Source organism: Polynucleobacter sp. AP-Titi-500A-B4 (assembly GCF_018688095.1).
Lineage (GTDB): Bacteria > Pseudomonadota > Gammaproteobacteria > Burkholderiales > Burkholderiaceae > Polynucleobacter.
Window position 1 is genome coordinate 651860 of sequence record NZ_CP061311.1, and the last position, 14212, is coordinate 666071.

Annotated in this window: 18 protein-coding genes; 9 read left to right on the plus strand and 9 right to left on the minus strand. The window is 45.5% G+C overall.

Going from position 1 to position 14212, the window contains the following annotated elements:
- Positions 1 to 10 precede the first annotated feature (10 nt).
- Positions 11 to 994, minus strand: a complete 984-nt coding sequence (locus FD968_RS03445; protein ID WP_215367387.1) for a tripartite tricarboxylate transporter substrate binding protein — start codon at positions 992 to 994, stop codon at positions 11 to 13.
- A gap of 160 nt (positions 995 to 1154) precedes the next feature.
- Here FD968_RS03445 and FD968_RS03450 point away from each other — a divergent pair, with 160 nt between their 5' ends.
- The gene (locus FD968_RS03450) at positions 1155 to 1343 is read left to right on the plus strand and encodes a hypothetical protein (RefSeq protein ID WP_028819023.1); all 189 of its coding nucleotides are present in this window, start codon (positions 1155 to 1157) and stop codon (positions 1341 to 1343) included.
- Positions 1344 to 1396: 53 nt separating this feature from the next.
- Here FD968_RS03450 and FD968_RS03455 read toward each other — a convergent pair whose 3' ends face one another.
- The gene (locus FD968_RS03455; protein ID WP_215367388.1) at positions 1397 to 1690 is read right to left on the minus strand and encodes a DUF1330 domain-containing protein; all 294 of its coding nucleotides are present in this window, start codon (positions 1688 to 1690) and stop codon (positions 1397 to 1399) included.
- A gap of 57 nt (positions 1691 to 1747) precedes the next feature.
- On the opposite strand from FD968_RS03455, the gene FD968_RS03460 reads away from it, so the two are divergent.
- Both FD968_RS03460 and mmsB read left to right on the plus strand, forming a co-directional pair.
- Entirely contained in the window at positions 1748 to 2035 is a 288-nt protein-coding gene (locus FD968_RS03460) for a cupin (RefSeq protein WP_215367389.1), read from the plus strand.
- Positions 2032 to 2910, plus strand: a complete 879-nt coding sequence (mmsB, locus tag FD968_RS03465) for a 3-hydroxyisobutyrate dehydrogenase (protein WP_215367390.1) — start codon at positions 2032 to 2034, stop codon at positions 2908 to 2910. The genes FD968_RS03460 and mmsB overlap by 4 nt, the downstream gene beginning before the upstream one ends.
- A 5-nt stretch (positions 2911 to 2915) precedes the next feature.
- Here mmsB and selD read toward each other — a convergent pair whose 3' ends face one another.
- The 5 genes from selD to FD968_RS03490 all read right to left on the minus strand — a co-directional run bounded on the left by selD (position 2916) and on the right by FD968_RS03490 (position 6928).
- A complete protein-coding gene (gene selD / locus FD968_RS03470) occupies positions 2916 to 3983 on the minus strand; it encodes a selenide, water dikinase SelD (RefSeq protein WP_215367391.1) in 1068 nt (355 codons plus the stop codon).
- Between the two features lie 24 nt (positions 3984 to 4007).
- The gene (locus FD968_RS03475; RefSeq protein WP_215367977.1) at positions 4008 to 5297 is read right to left on the minus strand and encodes a DEAD/DEAH box helicase; all 1290 of its coding nucleotides are present in this window, start codon (positions 5295 to 5297) and stop codon (positions 4008 to 4010) included.
- Between the two features lie 142 nt (positions 5298 to 5439).
- Entirely contained in the window at positions 5440 to 6018 is a 579-nt protein-coding gene (locus FD968_RS03480; protein ID WP_215367392.1) for a hypothetical protein, read from the minus strand.
- Positions 6019 to 6037: 19 nt separating this feature from the next.
- Complete coding sequence (locus FD968_RS03485; RefSeq protein WP_215367393.1) at positions 6038 to 6475, minus strand: YbgC/FadM family acyl-CoA thioesterase; 438 nt, start codon at positions 6473 to 6475, stop codon at positions 6038 to 6040.
- A 6-nt stretch (positions 6476 to 6481) separates the two neighbouring features.
- Positions 6482 to 6928: a GNAT family N-acetyltransferase gene (locus tag FD968_RS03490; protein WP_215367394.1), complete on the minus strand. Its 447-nt coding sequence runs from the start codon at positions 6926 to 6928 to the stop codon at positions 6482 to 6484.
- A gap of 140 nt (positions 6929 to 7068) precedes the next feature.
- Here FD968_RS03490 and FD968_RS03495 point away from each other — a divergent pair, with 140 nt between their 5' ends.
- Positions 7069 to 7650 (plus strand): hypothetical protein, encoded by a 582-nt coding sequence (locus FD968_RS03495; protein WP_251367625.1) that lies wholly within the window; start codon positions 7069 to 7071, stop codon positions 7648 to 7650.
- A 76-nt stretch (positions 7651 to 7726) separates the two neighbouring features.
- Here FD968_RS03495 and FD968_RS03500 read toward each other — a convergent pair whose 3' ends face one another.
- Together FD968_RS03500 and FD968_RS03505 are read right to left on the minus strand one after the other, a co-directional pair.
- Complete coding sequence (locus tag FD968_RS03500) at positions 7727 to 7951, minus strand: molybdopterin-binding protein (RefSeq protein WP_215367395.1); 225 nt, start codon at positions 7949 to 7951, stop codon at positions 7727 to 7729.
- Positions 7952 to 7971: 20 nt separating this feature from the next.
- Positions 7972 to 8796 (minus strand): substrate-binding domain-containing protein, encoded by an 825-nt coding sequence (locus FD968_RS03505; protein ID WP_215367396.1) that lies wholly within the window; start codon positions 8794 to 8796, stop codon positions 7972 to 7974.
- A gap of 75 nt (positions 8797 to 8871) precedes the next feature.
- Between FD968_RS03505 and FD968_RS03510 the strand changes: the two genes are divergently transcribed.
- From FD968_RS03510 to FD968_RS03530, 5 genes are all read left to right on the plus strand, one after another.
- A complete protein-coding gene (locus FD968_RS03510) occupies positions 8872 to 9888 on the plus strand; it encodes a substrate-binding domain-containing protein (RefSeq protein ID WP_215367397.1) in 1017 nt (338 codons plus the stop codon).
- Between the two features lie 34 nt (positions 9889 to 9922).
- Positions 9923 to 10678 (plus strand): molybdate ABC transporter substrate-binding protein, encoded by a 756-nt coding sequence (modA, locus tag FD968_RS03515; protein ID WP_215367398.1) that lies wholly within the window; start codon positions 9923 to 9925, stop codon positions 10676 to 10678.
- A gap of 150 nt (positions 10679 to 10828) precedes the next feature.
- Positions 10829 to 11074 (plus strand): FeoA family protein, encoded by a 246-nt coding sequence (locus FD968_RS03520; RefSeq protein ID WP_215367399.1) that lies wholly within the window; start codon positions 10829 to 10831, stop codon positions 11072 to 11074.
- The gene (locus FD968_RS03525; RefSeq protein ID WP_215367400.1) at positions 11067 to 12980 is read left to right on the plus strand and encodes a ferrous iron transporter B; all 1914 of its coding nucleotides are present in this window, start codon (positions 11067 to 11069) and stop codon (positions 12978 to 12980) included. Before FD968_RS03520 ends, FD968_RS03525 begins: the two co-directional genes overlap by 8 nt.
- A gap of 124 nt (positions 12981 to 13104) precedes the next feature.
- Positions 13105 to 14148, plus strand: a complete 1044-nt coding sequence (locus tag FD968_RS03530; RefSeq protein WP_215367401.1) for a fumarylacetoacetate hydrolase family protein — start codon at positions 13105 to 13107, stop codon at positions 14146 to 14148.
- Positions 14149 to 14212 lie beyond the last annotated feature (64 nt).

Sequence of the window (14212 nt, forward strand, 5' to 3'; positions counted from 1 at the left end):
TAATGGGTAATTAATCTAACTTGGCACCGGATTTTTTAACGACCTCACTCCAGCGCACAATTTCTTGATTGATGTAGTTTGCCAATTCAGGGCGACTCATCTTCGGTACGGTAGCGCCCATACCAGCCCAACGTTCTTTAATCTCAGGGGAGGCTAGGGCGATTTGTACTTCAGCACTCATCTTGTCGATGATGTCTTTAGGTGTACCCTTGATTGCCCACATTGCATACCAACTAGAGACAACAAAGTTATTGATGCCTAACTCTTGTGCGGTAGGCACATTCGGAAAGGCGGGACTACGTTCCTTGCTGGCCACTGCTACAGCAATGAGTTGGCCACTTTTGATAAAAGGTGCTGCACCAGCTAGGGTGTCAAACATCATGTCTACTTGGCCAGCAACGAGATCTTGTAATGCAGGGCCAGTACCACGATACGGAATGTGAGTAATGAATAATTTGTTTTGCATCTTAAACAGCTCGCCTGCTAGGTGTTGGGATGTCCCATTACCTGTCGATGCGTAGTTATATTTACCTGGGTACTTACGGATTTCTTCTAGGATTGATTTCAAATCATTTTTTGGAAATTTAGTTGGGTTGACAACAATCACATGAGGTACGCTGCCGATGATGGCGATAGGCTCAAAATCTTTAGTGATGTCATAAGGCAGGTTGGGGTACATACTTGGTGCAATCGAGTGATGCACTGCACCCAGAAGCCAGGTGTATCCATCAGGCGCCATTTTTGCTGCAACCGCAGCACCCAGAGTGCCACCAGCACCACCCCGGTTATCAACCACGATGGAGTCGTTGAGTTGGGTGGAGAGTTGCTTTGCCAATGGTCGACCAAAGGCATCTACAGCGCCGCCTGGGGGGAAGGGGTTAATAAAGGTGATCGGCTTGTTTGGGGCTGGCCAGGAGGTGTTTTGAGCCCCCGCCACCATCGAAACTAGGGAAAGCAGGCCTACAGCCGCCAAAAGCAGGATTTTTCTAAGCATTTTGAATGTCTCCAGGGATTTTTCTCTTATTAAAGCATTTTGGGGCAATGGGCGCTTCTAAGAGTTATCCCTGATAAAAAACGCTATTTCTAGTAGTTTTTATGGGGATATACTGACTCCGTTGTTGGTATGAATATTTATTTGAATAATGGGAGACAAGATGTCACAACACGATACATTGTTAGCTGCTTTTGAAACATACAAAGCTGAAAACGAAAAATTCATTGAAAAAGGGATTAAGGCATCTGCCGCTCGTGCTCGTAAGGCCTTGCAAGAAATTGCTGGTGCATGCAAAGAGCGCCGTAAAGAAATCACTGCTGCAAAAGAGGCAATGGAAGCTAAGAAGTAATTCTTGCCCAATTGATCTAAAAGCCTAGCCTAATCCGCTAGGCTTTTTTCTTTTTAGATCGCTACACCAAAGAGGGTGAGTTTCATGGCTTGATTGCGAACTGCTACTAGAGATTGGTATTCAGGACTAGATGCCCAAGCATGTGCATCTTCCCTGTTCGGGAAATGTAATTCCACAAATGCGCTAAAGGGTTGGCATGCCAACTCATTCCAAAATACTTCAGTGACTACACCACGATGCGCAATCTGGCCTTTGTATTGCTCCATGGTTCTGCCTACCTGGCTACGGTATTGCTCAAAAGACGCTTGATCCGTTAACTCAATTAATCCAATGACTTTGACGGTCATATATCCTCGCTTTATATGGCTGATGTCAGCAGTGTATATCCGCGCTATAGTTAAAGCATGAACACAGCGCAATTTCTGCAGAGCCTCAAGGATATGGAATATCCAGAGCCCGTGGAGGTGCAACAGCCCCCCAATGGCCATCTGGGTAATCACACCCACCCATTTGCTGTACAGGCTTTAGTCTTGGATGGTTATATTGAGATTGAGATTGCTGGTGAACTTAAAACATACGCTGCGGGTGATGTCTTTAGTCTAGCCTATGAAGAATTACATGCAGAAAGCTATGGGCCACAAGGCGTGAAGTATTTAGCATCACGAAAAAATGAAATCAAAGGGGCAATATGAATATCGGATTTATTGGCTTAGGAAATATGGGTTTGCCGATGGCGATCAATTTATTGAAAGCAGGGCATCACGTAACGGGTTTTGATCTAGTGCAAAGCCAATTAGATGCTTTTGTAGCTGCTGGCGGAGAGGTGGCAGAAAGCGCTAATGCAGCCACAAAAGATGCTGATGTCTTAATCACCATGTTGCCAGCCTCAAAACATGTAGAGAGCTTGTATCTGGGTGACTCAGGTGTATTGGCAAATGCCAACCCCAAAACCTTACTCGTAGATTGTTCAACGATTTCACCAAAGGTGGCGCAAGCAGTTGCTAGTGCAGCGAAGGCGAAAGGCTTTGCAATGGTCGATGCACCAGTGTCTGGTGGAACTGCCGGCGCTCAGGCGGGTACCTTAACCTTTATGGTGGGCGGTGAAAATTCTATAGTGGAATGCATTCGACCAATTCTAGAAAAGATGGGCAAGAATATTTTTCATGCGGGTGGCAGCGGGGCAGGGCAAACCGTCAAGGTTTGTAACAACATGCTCTTGGGTATTCAGATGCTCGGCACTTGCGAAGCATTACGTTTAGGCATTGCGAATGGCTTAGATCCAAAAGTGCTTTCTGACATTATGTCCAAGAGTTCAGGGCGTAACTGGGCGCTCGAGTTGTATAACCCCTGTCCGGGTGTGATGGAGAGTGTGCCTTCATCAAAAGGCTACGCTGGTGGCTTCGGAGTAGATCTGATGCTTAAAGATATGGGCTTAGCGACAGAAAATGCCCAAGACCTTGAAGCTAGTGTTCCGCTAGGGAAGTTAGCGCAACAACTGTATGAGGCTCATAGCAAAGCTGGAAATGGCCAACTGGATTTCTCGAGCGTATTTAATCTCAAGAAATAAGTAGCTTAAGAAATGACGAGTGGCTTACCTTGGCGTTTGCTCATTTGACCGATGACTCGTGCGCCTAAGAAGTGGTGTTGGTTGAAGATTTCCAAGACTTCTTTGACGCTTTCCGGACTGCAGGAGACCAGAAGGCCACCACTTGTCTGGGGATCAGTTAATAGGGCGCGCTGTGCTGGTGTGAAGTCAGCCGGAATGCCGACTTCATCACCATAGCTTTGCCAATTACGATCAGAAGCACCAGTGATGATTCCCTCATCAGCGAGGTTTTGTACATTAGACAGGAGCGGCACTTGGCTCCAATCAATATGTGCCGTGCAATTTGAGCCGCGTGCCAGCTCCAGCATGTGCCCCGCTAAACCAAAGCCCGTAACATCTGTTAAGGCATGAACACCAGAAAGCTTAGCTAAGTCTGGGCCTGCTGCATTGAGCTTAGTTGTATTAGAGATCATCTCTCGATAACCATCTGGGCCCAGCAAATCTTTTTTCAGGGCTGCTGACAAGATGCCTACGCCAAGAGGCTTTCCTAAAATCAATACATCACCTGGTTTAGCGCTCGCATTGCTCTTGACACGCTTGGGATCAACAATGCCAATCGCGACCAAGCCATAAATCGGTTCAACAGAATCAATCGTGTGCCCGCCCGCAATGGGAATGCCAGCACTACGACAGGCTTCAGCTCCACCCTCTAAGATACGTGCAATGGTTTTGTTGGATAACACCTTAATAGGCATGCCAACCAAAGCCAGTGCAAATAATGGTGTGCCACCCATGGCATAGATATCGCTGATGGCATTGGTTGCTGCTATCTTCCCGAAATCAAATGGATCATCTACGATTGGCATGAAGAAATCGGTGGTCGCCACGATCGCTTGTGATTCATTGATTTGATAAACAGCCGCATCATCCGAAGTTTCAATGCCGATGAGCAATTCCTTGGGGAAGGGTAGCTGAGGAACATTCTTGAGGATCTCAGAGAGGACCCCTGGTGCAATCTTGCAGCCACAACCACCCCCATGTGAGAGTGAGGTCAGGCGTGGTTCGGTAGCTTCAGGATTTTTTGTTTGTGTCATACAAATATTCTAATCTGAAAGAATTTAACGATTAAAGCTTCTTTTCGGTGGGCTACCACGCTTGGTAGGCGCCTTTTTTGCTGGCGCACCACCAGAGCTATTGCCTCCAGCCGGACGAGGCTTTCTGGATTGCTGGTGTTGTTGGCTACGCAACTGAATAGGTTGAGCAACTGCGTTAGGATCAGGCTCAAAACCAGCAATGACTTCTTGCGGAAGTTTTTGCTTAATTAGCTTCTCGATGTCTCGCAGCATCTGATGCTCGTCTACACAAACCAATGAGACTGCAACCCCATTCGAACCTGCGCGACCTGTACGTCCAATACGATGCACATAGTCTTCAGAGACATTGGGTAGGTCATAGTTCACTACATGGGGTAGTTGATCAATATCGATGCCTCGGGCTGCGATATCCGTTGCAACCAATGCTGTTAACTTGCCTGCCTTGAAATCTGCCAAGGCCTTGGTACGGGCGGTTTGACTCTTATTGCCATGAATGGCCATGCAGGTAATGCCATCTTTTTCTAATTGAGTGACAAGCTTATTGGCGCCATGTTTGGTCCGTGTAAACACCAGCACTTGTTTCCAGTCATTGCTCTTAATGAGGTGCGCCAAAAGCGGATGCTTCTTAGCCCTATCAACTGGATGAATCAACTGCGCAATCGCTTCGTTAGCACTATTACTACGAGCAACTTCGATTAACTCAGGTGAGTTAAGTAAGCCATCGGCTAATTGTTTAATTTCGGTCGAAAAGGTTGCAGAGAAGAGGAGGTTCTGACGTTTCTTGGGAAGGGCAGCCAAGATCTTTTTAATATCGCGTAAGAAGCCCATATCGAGCATGCGATCGGCCTCATCTAAAACCAGAATTTCAATATCGTTGAGTGAGACACATTTTTGCGACATCAAATCCAGTAAGCGACCTGGTGTCGCAACCAAAATATCTAGACCACCAGCAATTGCTTTGATCTGAGGATTAGCGCCAACGCCACCAAAGATGACGGTGGACTTTAAGCCTGTGTACTTTCCATAAGTCACAACAGACTCTTGAACTTGAGCGGCTAGCTCACGAGTAGGAGTCAGAATCAATACTCTTAATATTCTTTTGCCGCCGGCTTTAGGCGTGCTGCTCAGCCGCTGCAAAATAGGAAGCGTAAAGCCTGCGGTTTTACCTGTACCAGTTTGTGCTGCAGCTAAAAGATCTCCGCCTTTTAGAACTGCAGGAATTGATTTTGCTTGAATGGGGGTGGGGCTGGTGTAGCCTTCTTCTGCAATAGCGCGAAGAATGGGCTCTGATAAACCAAGATCTGTGAATAACATAGGGGCCAATAAAGTATTGACCCGTATTCAACGTAACTAATAAACGACTATCCCGGTCAATGGGGTGAGCTGCCACGCAGGTGCGTTTGCAGTAAGAGCTTCTATTTTAAGTCATTAACCTAAAAGGACGGGATTTATTGGACTATGCTGGGTTCCAGAGGTTGGGAACAATAGTATTGGCATAACCAGAGACGAAAGACTTTTCTGCACCGGTCATTGGATCAAATACCGAGCGATGAATTCTGCCGATATTGCCACCATACACATGAATACTGATCGATGTTTGATCGAGATGGTTGTTTTCAACAACATGGATGTCATGTGTACTTGGTGAGACAGTATCAACATGACCTGGAGGGCAAACACAGGGCTCGCCAGCCTGGTAACTACCATCCGCTTGAGGGTAGTAGGGTGTCCCTTTTTCCTTGCCACGTAGTTGGCCAATCATGCCCCAAACGGTGTGATTGTGTAGTGGCGTCTTTTGACCTGGCCCCCAAACAAAGCTGACAATAGAGAATCGATCTAGCGGATCAGCATATAAAAGATATTGCTGGTAGTACTGTGGGTGCGGTTTCGTAAATTCTGCTGGCAACCAATCGTCGACAGCAATGAGATTTTCAAGGAGCTTTTTACCTTTGGTGAAAATGATTTCTTCACTAGGCTTTTGCTCTAGCAACAGACTGAGTTCTTTAACGAAGGTAAGGAGTTTTCCATCCGACATAGTGGTCACCATAGCAAATTTATTCCGCGGGGAATAACCACTCAGGCCAGCCTTTGGGTTTGAGGGTAGTGGTATCAACGCAAACGATATGCAGAGTAGCGCTTGCAATGACTTGCAACTCATCGCTATCAGGTAGCTTTCTTTGGGCAGTTTGTTTTACAGAGACTTGGGTGCGACCACGATGTTCAATCACTTGATCGATATACAGAATGTCATCCAGTCGTCCTGGTTTATAGAAGTTCATCGTGAGTTCACGTACAGGCATCACGATGCCAAATTCATGAATGAGCTTAGTTGGACTTAAGCCACGCTGAGAAAGCCACTCTGCACGACTGCGTTCAAATATCTCGAGATAACGTCCGTGATATACGAACCCTGCTGCATCCGTATCGGAGTAGCAAACTCGATGAACATAAGTAAAATCAGCGGGGCTTTTATTAGATGCAGTAGCAGTCATAAAAAATTAATTCGATTTGTGTAATAAGAGCATCATATTACGATGCGGGATACCCGCCTCATCATAGGTCGGCCCTTGAGCTACAAACCCCAGTTTTTCATAGAATGGTATTGCCGTTAATTGGGCATGAAGAATGACGGAGGATAGGCCGTCTGCTTGAGCAGTCAGCAATAGTTTTTCGAGGATCTGCTTGCCGATGCCTTGGCCTCGGAAGTTTACTAAGACAGCCATGCGTCCAATTTGGGCGTTGCCATTCCCTAAATTTACTAATCTTGCAGTCCCTACACATTGACCACCTTGGTAGGCGAGGGCATGTAAGGCAGATGAATCAAATTCATCCAATTCAAGCTCTTCTGGAACCCCCTGTTCGTTGATAAATACCTGCTTTCGTATGGGGTACGCGGATTGCGAGGCCTGTTGCCAGGGTAAAAGCAGGATTTCTAGGGTTTTCAATGACTTGGCTATGAGTAGTGGACTATTGGATATGGATCATCTTAATTTACCAAATAAGGGCTTTCAATTAAATAGGTCGTGGTTACAATGATCTGGTGGCACTTCTAGCCCAATCTCAACCCACTCAATTAGGAGTTATCTTGAAGAAATCTTTACTTGCTGGTTTATTCGCTGCTGTTGGTATTACTTGCGCAAGCTCTGTGTTCGCGCAACTCCCCGCAAAGATGTTGCCTTTGGCGGCTGATGTTGTTGTGCTTAGCGCGACGGTAGATTCTGTAGATGTCAAGAAGCGCATTGTGGTGTTAAAGGATGCAAATGGTAACTTGGCGCAAATGAATGTATCTAAAGCAGTCAATGATTTGGATAAAGTTAAAAAGGGTGATGTGTTCTTAGTAGAGCATGCGCAAGCGATTGCAGTTGGCTTAACTGCTGCTGGTAAAGATGCTAAACCAGGTGTATCTGGTGTACGTTCTGTAGCGATCGCTGGCAAAGGTTCTGCTAAACCATTTGAAGAAACAACCGACACGATCTATGCAACGGTTAAGATTTCTACAATTGATCAAAAAACCCGTATCGTCACTTTCACAATGCCTAATGGCGAGAAGCAAAAAGTTAAAGTGGATCCAGCGGTGCTTGGTCTTGAGAAATTCAAAGCTGGTGATGACGTGATCGTTGAGTTTGTTGACGACACAGCCATTGGCTTCGTAACACCTAAGAAGTAAGCTATTGAATACTGGCTTAGGCTAGTAGGAAATAAAAAAGCCCGCAGAAGCGGGCTTTTTGTTTGGGAGCAAGAGCTTATGCGCTCTTAGCTACCATGACATCAGAGGCTTTGATAACAGCCCATGCTTGATCGCCTACCTTGAGATTGAGCTCATCAACTGCTTCATTGGTGATTGATGCGGTTACGATGTGCCCGCCGCCGATATCAATCTTAACGTGAGAAGTAGTTTGACCCATTTTGAGTTCGACGACTTTGCCGTTCAGGGTATTGCGAGCGCTAAGTTTGACTTTAAGTTCCATGATGATGCCTTTTGAGTAGGTTATTTATTTGCATTAGGGAAAAAGAGTTGTTCGCCACCAATTTGATAGCTCGCAATCACGTCCTGACCATTCTTGGAAATGAGCCAGTCAATAAATGCTTGTCCTTCAGCTTTTTTCACAGAGGGATATTTGGCGGGGTTCACTAACATCACGCCATACTGATTGAAGAGCTTGGGGTCGCCTTGAACTAGGATGGTCAGGTCGCCACGATTCTTAAAGCTCAACCAGGTTGCACGGTCTGCCAAGATATAGCCATTCATTGCTGAGGCGGTATTGAGGGCAGGGCCCATGCCTGAGCCAGTTTCTTTGTACCAACTTTGACTTGGTGAAACGGGAATGCCAGCACCTTTCCAGTAGCGCAGCTCTGCAGCATGTGTGCCACTCTTATCACCACGAGAAACAAAGGGTGCTTGGGCAGATGCAATTTTTTGGAATACCGCTTGGATATCTTTGCCACCGCCAACTTTTGCAGGATCAGATTTCGGCCCAATCAATACAAAGTCGTTGTACATCACTTCATTGCGTTTGGTGGAATAGCCTTCTTGGACAAATAGCTCTTCTGCTGGTTTGTCATGAACGAAGACAACATCTGCATCGCCGCGACGACCGATATCCAATGCTTGGCCAGTACCAACGGCAACCACTTTGACACCTATCCCAGTCTTCATCTTGAAGATTGGCAAGATGAAACCAAATAGACCAGATTGTTCGGTTGAGGTAGTTGAGGAAACCACAATACTCTTTTCTTGTGCGAGTGCTTGTGGGGCATTGAAAGAAAAAGCGATTAGTAAGCTAAAGAAGAGATTAGGAATCAGTTTTTTCATAAAACATACCAAAGAGTTGACTAGGCGGATATCATCTCATACATTAATACTTAATGAATATGCAAAAAATTACATATGCAAATTGAAGTTCGTCCATCTCTTGTCGTACAAACCCAGGGCAAAAACTCTGTGGATCTCATTTGGCTATCTCAACTCCTTAAGGACATTGAGAGTGGCAGCTCCTTAGTGGTAGCTAGCAAAAGGGCGGGCACCTCCTATCGGGGTGCTTGGGGAAAATTGAATGAGGTTGAAGCTGCTTTAGGAATGCCTCTGATTGTTCGTACTAAAGGACATGGATCTAAGTTAACGGAGTTTGGATCTTTTCTCTTTAAATTTATTGATGACATGCAGGCTGGGCACTTGAAGTACGGCAATGCCTATCAAGAAGCCTTGATGAAAGAAATGAATCGCGTACAAAAATCAGAAAGCGCTCGCTGGAAGTTTTTGTCGAGTAGCGATTCGATTATTCAGCAGGCTGTCAGAGAAGTAAAAGGTTTTAATCTGAAAATTGCTGGCTCTGGAGAGTCTCTAGAGAGACTACTCAATAATGAGGCTGATATTGCTGGCTACCATGTATCGAATGAGCAGAGCTCAAAGGCCATTCATCAGCGTTTATCCAAAAGCGATATTCAAATATATCCAGTAATGAAGCGAACCCAGGGCTTGATTGTCAAAAAGGGTAATCCACTTCACATTCGATCAATAGATGATTTACTGAATCAAAAAATTCGCTTTATTAATCGTCAAATCGGTTCTGGCACTAGATTGTTGCTTGATAGTTTGTTAATTGAGGAGGGGATTGATCCCCATGAGGTTAATGGCTACCTTCAAGAGGAGTTCACACACTCTGCTGTGGCCAATGCCATTCTTGCGGGTAAGGCAGACGTTGGTATTGGAGTTAAAAATATTGCGCTAGAGAATGGTCTTGGCTTTGTGCCCTTAAAGGATGAAATTTTCTTTATTGCCATGAATCGGGAAATGGTGTCTCAACCCGAGTCTTCTAAACTGATTCGTAAAATTCGGAGTTATTCCAGTAATACGCCAGGTTATAAGGCGGTCAGCCTGAATAGGCAGATAAAAGACTGGCTTTGAGCGCAGGAGATCGAAGGCTACAATCCATTGGAATATGTCTTTACGCCTAACTACTTTATTTTCATCACTACTGCTATTTGCAAATTTGACATTTGCACAGGGCGCAACGGTTGCCGTTGCTGCAAATATGAAAGATGCTTTTGGTGAGATTGCCAGTGCTTTTAAGGCAACCGGTAAAGCTGAGATGAGAGTAGTTTATGGTTCATCGGGTAACTTCACTGCGCAAATTATGAACGGCGCACCATTTAATCTCTTTATTGCTGCTGATGAACGTTTCCCGCTCGAGCTTTATAAAAACGGCAAGACAATGAATGAAGGTTCTGTATATGCTATCGGCAAACTTGCTCTGATTGCGAAAACTTCTTCTGGCATTGAGCTGCACGATAGCAAAACAGAAATTAGCAATGCCATCATGAAGGCAAACAAGATTGCCATCGCAAAACCGGAGTTGGCTCCTTACGGAAAAGCTGCTATGGAGTATCTCAAGGCGGAAGGTTTATGGGATCTAGCAAAAGATAAGCTGGTCTATGGAGATAACATAGGGCTTGCCACCACTTATGTTGTCACTGGTGCCGCTGATATTGGATTTACTGCCTTATCTTTGGCTAAGTCACCAGAGGTCACAAAAACAACCCGTTTTGTATTGCTGAGCAGTAAGTTATATGAGCCCATTCAGCAAAGAATGGTCTTAATCAAAGGTGCTCCGCAAGAGGCGCAAGATTTATATCTATTTATGCAGGGTCAACAGGCTAAGTCCATTTTGCAAAAATACGGTTACACCACACCTTAGTTCGTTTTTATGCGCCTCACTTTGTTTTAGATCAAGCCCCAAGACCCCAAAAGGCTGCATGATTCATTGAATGCATGCGCTATTTCATGAATGATATTCATTCTCATTTGAAGATATAATGGGTTATCAGCTAGCTAAAAAGCATATTGAATGAATTTAGATCAGGTCGACCTTGGCAACCTCTATCGGGTGAGTGAAGTCAATGCTCCCAAAGGTGCCCCTCAAATTAAGGGGCAGTTAGAAGATATTGGCTTTCTGCCTGGTGAGCAGGTGACCTTGCTTCGCAAGGGCCTGTTGAAAAAAGGCCCATACCTAGTCAGGGTCGGCGCATCCACATTTGCATTACGTCAATCTGAAGCTCGCATGATTGAGGTTGAGTTAGTCACGCATGCCTGAATCCACCGTTCATTTTTTCCCTAGTGAGCCAATAGTTGCTTTATTGGGTAATCCCAATTGCGGAAAAACAGCTTTATTTAATTTACTCACTGGTAGTCGTCAAAAGGTTGCTAATTATTCTGGTGTGACGGTTGAGCGCAAAGAAGGGCGACTCTCGCTAGAGTCTGGAAAAAATATTCGCATCTTAGATTTGCCAGGTGCTTATAGTCTTTATCCAAGATCTTTGGATGAGCGCGTTACTTGTAATGTCCTATTGGGTAGAGCAGAGGGGGAGAAGCGCCCCGATCTAGTCTTGTGCATTTTGAGCGCTATGAATCTGCGCCGTAATCTACGCCTTGTACTAGCAGCGAAGCGTCTGGGATTACCGTGTGTTGTAGTGCTCAATATGCTCGACATCGCTAAACGTCAAGGCTTGCAGATTGATACCGCTGCGCTCTCAAACGAATTGGGCTTACCAGTGCTTACGAGTGTGGGTATTCATTCTGATGGTGCCGATGGTATTAAGCAATTCTTATCCGATTTAGATTGGCGCAACCTCAATGGTATGCGCACAGGCACCAGTGACGCTACCTTAGAGAATGTAGCCTCGCATATTGCCCATGCAGAATCCGATAACGTGCAAGTGCAGCGCATTTTGCAGAATCTGGGCCTTGATCAAATCATTCCAGATCAATTGAGCGATCGATTGGATGCCGTATTACTGCACCCCGTATTTGGCCCATTGATTTTAGTCGCCTTGCTCTTTTGTATTTTCCAAGCCGTCTTTAGTTGGGCGACCTTCCCAATGGAGCTCATCAAAACTTCGATTGAATATCTTGGCGCGCAAATTGGCGATGTCTTACCCGATACTTGGTTGCGAAGTCTGTTGATTAATGGCATCTTGGCAGGACTGGGCGGAGTTGTCATCTTCTTGCCCCAGATCTTGATTCTGTTCTTCTTCATTTTATTGCTGGAAGAATCTGGTTATTTGCCGAGAGCTGCTTATCTCTTAGATCGTGTCATGGGTTCGGTCGGCTTATCAGGACGCTCATTCATCCCCTTGCTCTCAAGCTTTGCCTGCGCCATCCCCGGAATTATGGCAACGAGGAGCATTTCTAATGCACGCGATCGCCTCGTCACGATTTTGATTGCCCCGATGATGACTTGTTCGGCACGTCTACCGGTTTATGCTTTATTGATCTCTGCGTTTATTCCAGAGCAGAAGTTGTGGGCTGGCATCGATTTGCAAGGTCTAGTGCTGTTCTTGTTGTACCTGGCAGGCATCATTGGTGCCATGGCTGTTGCCTGGGTGCTGAAGCGCTTTACAAGTGAGCAGTTCAGAATGAATGCACTCATGATGGAGTTGCCAAGCTATCACTTGCCACGTTTAGGCAATCTTGCAATCAGCCTCTGGCAGCGCGCAGAAATTTTCTTGCGTCGTGTGGGTGGCATTATTTTGATCATGACGATTGCGCTGTGGGTTCTATCCAGCTTTCCACTGCCACCAGAAGGCGCAACTGGTTCACCGATTCAATATAGTTTTGCTGGAGTGATAGGGCAGTCTTTAGCTTATGTGTTCTCACCCATAGGATTTAACTGGCAGATCAGTATTGCCTTAGTGCCTGGTATGGCTGCGCGTGAAGTAGTGGTTAGTTCACTGGCAACGGTTTATGCCTTATCTAGCTCGAGTGCTGATGCGGCAGATGCCTTGATTCCATTAATTTCCAGTGGTTGGTCTTTGGCCACGGCACTCTCTCTGTTGGCTTGGTTTGTTTTTGCACCTCAGTGCCTTTCAACCATTGCAGCGGTGAAGCGTGAAACGGGCGGTTGGAAAATCCCAGTGATTATGCTGAGCTACTTGTTCGGATTAGCTTATCTTGCTTCCTTTATCACCTATCGCTTAGCCATTTTCTTGGGCTTAGGTTAAATACTCCTACACACACCCACACACTTTTTATTTGCTGCACCACCGCATATTTGGCTGCAGTAATATTCCTTTTGTAGTTTTAAAAATCAGCATTTAAGCGAATGCACAAAAAAAGGAGATTGGGATGAGTTCACGCCGTCAATTTATGAAAACCGCATCAGTTGCTGGCGCTGGTTTGGTAGCGGCCTCTACTATGGGTGTCATGCAAGAAGCTTCAGCACATCCAATGTCGGTATGGGGTGGTGAGCCGTATACAGGCCCACGTGAGATGGTGAAGAACAGCAAGATCCTCTCCATCATGAATTCTGATGGCACAGAGACTTTAGGGGCCGTCACTCCAAAGGGTGTAGTTGATGTTCGTGCCGTAGCTAAGAAAATGAAAATTGCAGCGCCGACTACCTTAGATCAGTTATTGCAAGAAGGTAATGTCGCAGGATTTAATAAAGTTGTGGCTAGTGCAGATAAATCTGGCGTTCCTTACTTAAAAGAATCTGATATTACGTTTGGTCGCTTGTTTAAGAACCCTGGAAAGATTATGTGTGTAGGCTTAAACTTCCGTGCGCATGCTGATGAGGTTGGCAGAGGTTATCCACGCGTTCCACCATTGTTTAATAAATACAATAACACTCTGGCTGCGCATAACTGCTTACTGCAAATACCTTCGCCATCAGTATCTTACAAGCTTGACTACGAGACAGAGTTGTTAATTGTGGTGGGTAAGCAAGGGCGTAACATCCCTGAATCTGCAGCCCTTGACTATATTGCTGGGTATTGCACCTCCAATGATTTCACATCACGCGACTTGCAACAAGATTTACCAAATGGACAGTGGATGGTGGGTAAGACCTTAGATCAATACGCACCTATCGGGCCTTATTTTGTGACTGCTGATTTGGTGGGTGATCCTAACAACTTAGCAGTAAAAACTTGGGTCAATGGCGAGCTACGTCAAAACTCCAATACTTCTGACTTTATTCATAACACCCAAAAGATGATCTCCTATATCAGTGCCTACTGGACTCTAGAGCCGGGCGACATTATCTTTACAGGTACTCCAGAGGGTGTGATTGCGGGTATGCCAAAAGATAAGCAAGTTTGGCTAAAGAAGGGAGACAAGGTAGTGAGTTATATCGAGAAGCTTGGAGAATTGAAATTTACTTTGGCGTAAGTTGCGATTCATAGTCAAGCACCCATTAGAAAAGCCACCCTAGGGTGGCTTTCTTTTTACAGAA

Coding starts and splice junctions, on each gene's coding strand:
- FD968_RS03445 (WP_215367387.1), bottom strand. CDS start 994: ATGCTTAGAAAAATCCTGCTTTTGGCGGCTGTAGGCCTGCTTTCCCTA.
- FD968_RS03450 (WP_028819023.1), top strand. CDS start 1,155: ATGTCACAACACGATACATTGTTAGCTGCTTTTGAAACATACAAAGCT.
- FD968_RS03455 (WP_215367388.1), bottom strand. CDS start 1,690: ATGACCGTCAAAGTCATTGGATTAATTGAGTTAACGGATCAAGCGTCT.
- FD968_RS03460 (WP_215367389.1), top strand. CDS start 1,748: ATGAACACAGCGCAATTTCTGCAGAGCCTCAAGGATATGGAATATCCA.
- mmsB (WP_215367390.1), top strand. CDS start 2,032: ATGAATATCGGATTTATTGGCTTAGGAAATATGGGTTTGCCGATGGCG.
- selD (WP_215367391.1), bottom strand. CDS start 3,983: ATGACACAAACAAAAAATCCTGAAGCTACCGAACCACGCCTGACCTCA.
- FD968_RS03475 (WP_215367977.1), bottom strand. CDS start 5,297: ATGTTATTCACAGATCTTGGTTTATCAGAGCCCATTCTTCGCGCTATT.
- FD968_RS03480 (WP_215367392.1), bottom strand. CDS start 6,018: ATGTCGGATGGAAAACTCCTTACCTTCGTTAAAGAACTCAGTCTGTTG.
- FD968_RS03485 (WP_215367393.1), bottom strand. CDS start 6,475: ATGACTGCTACTGCATCTAATAAAAGCCCCGCTGATTTTACTTATGTT.
- FD968_RS03500 (WP_215367395.1), bottom strand. CDS start 7,951: ATGGAACTTAAAGTCAAACTTAGCGCTCGCAATACCCTGAACGGCAAA.
- FD968_RS03505 (WP_215367396.1), bottom strand. CDS start 8,796: ATGAAAAAACTGATTCCTAATCTCTTCTTTAGCTTACTAATCGCTTTT.
- FD968_RS03510 (WP_215367397.1), top strand. CDS start 8,872: ATGCAAATTGAAGTTCGTCCATCTCTTGTCGTACAAACCCAGGGCAAA.
- modA (WP_215367398.1), top strand. CDS start 9,923: ATGTCTTTACGCCTAACTACTTTATTTTCATCACTACTGCTATTTGCA.
- FD968_RS03520 (WP_215367399.1), top strand. CDS start 10,829: ATGAATTTAGATCAGGTCGACCTTGGCAACCTCTATCGGGTGAGTGAA.
- FD968_RS03525 (WP_215367400.1), top strand. CDS start 11,067: ATGCCTGAATCCACCGTTCATTTTTTCCCTAGTGAGCCAATAGTTGCT.
- FD968_RS03530 (WP_215367401.1), top strand. CDS start 13,105: ATGAGTTCACGCCGTCAATTTATGAAAACCGCATCAGTTGCTGGCGCT.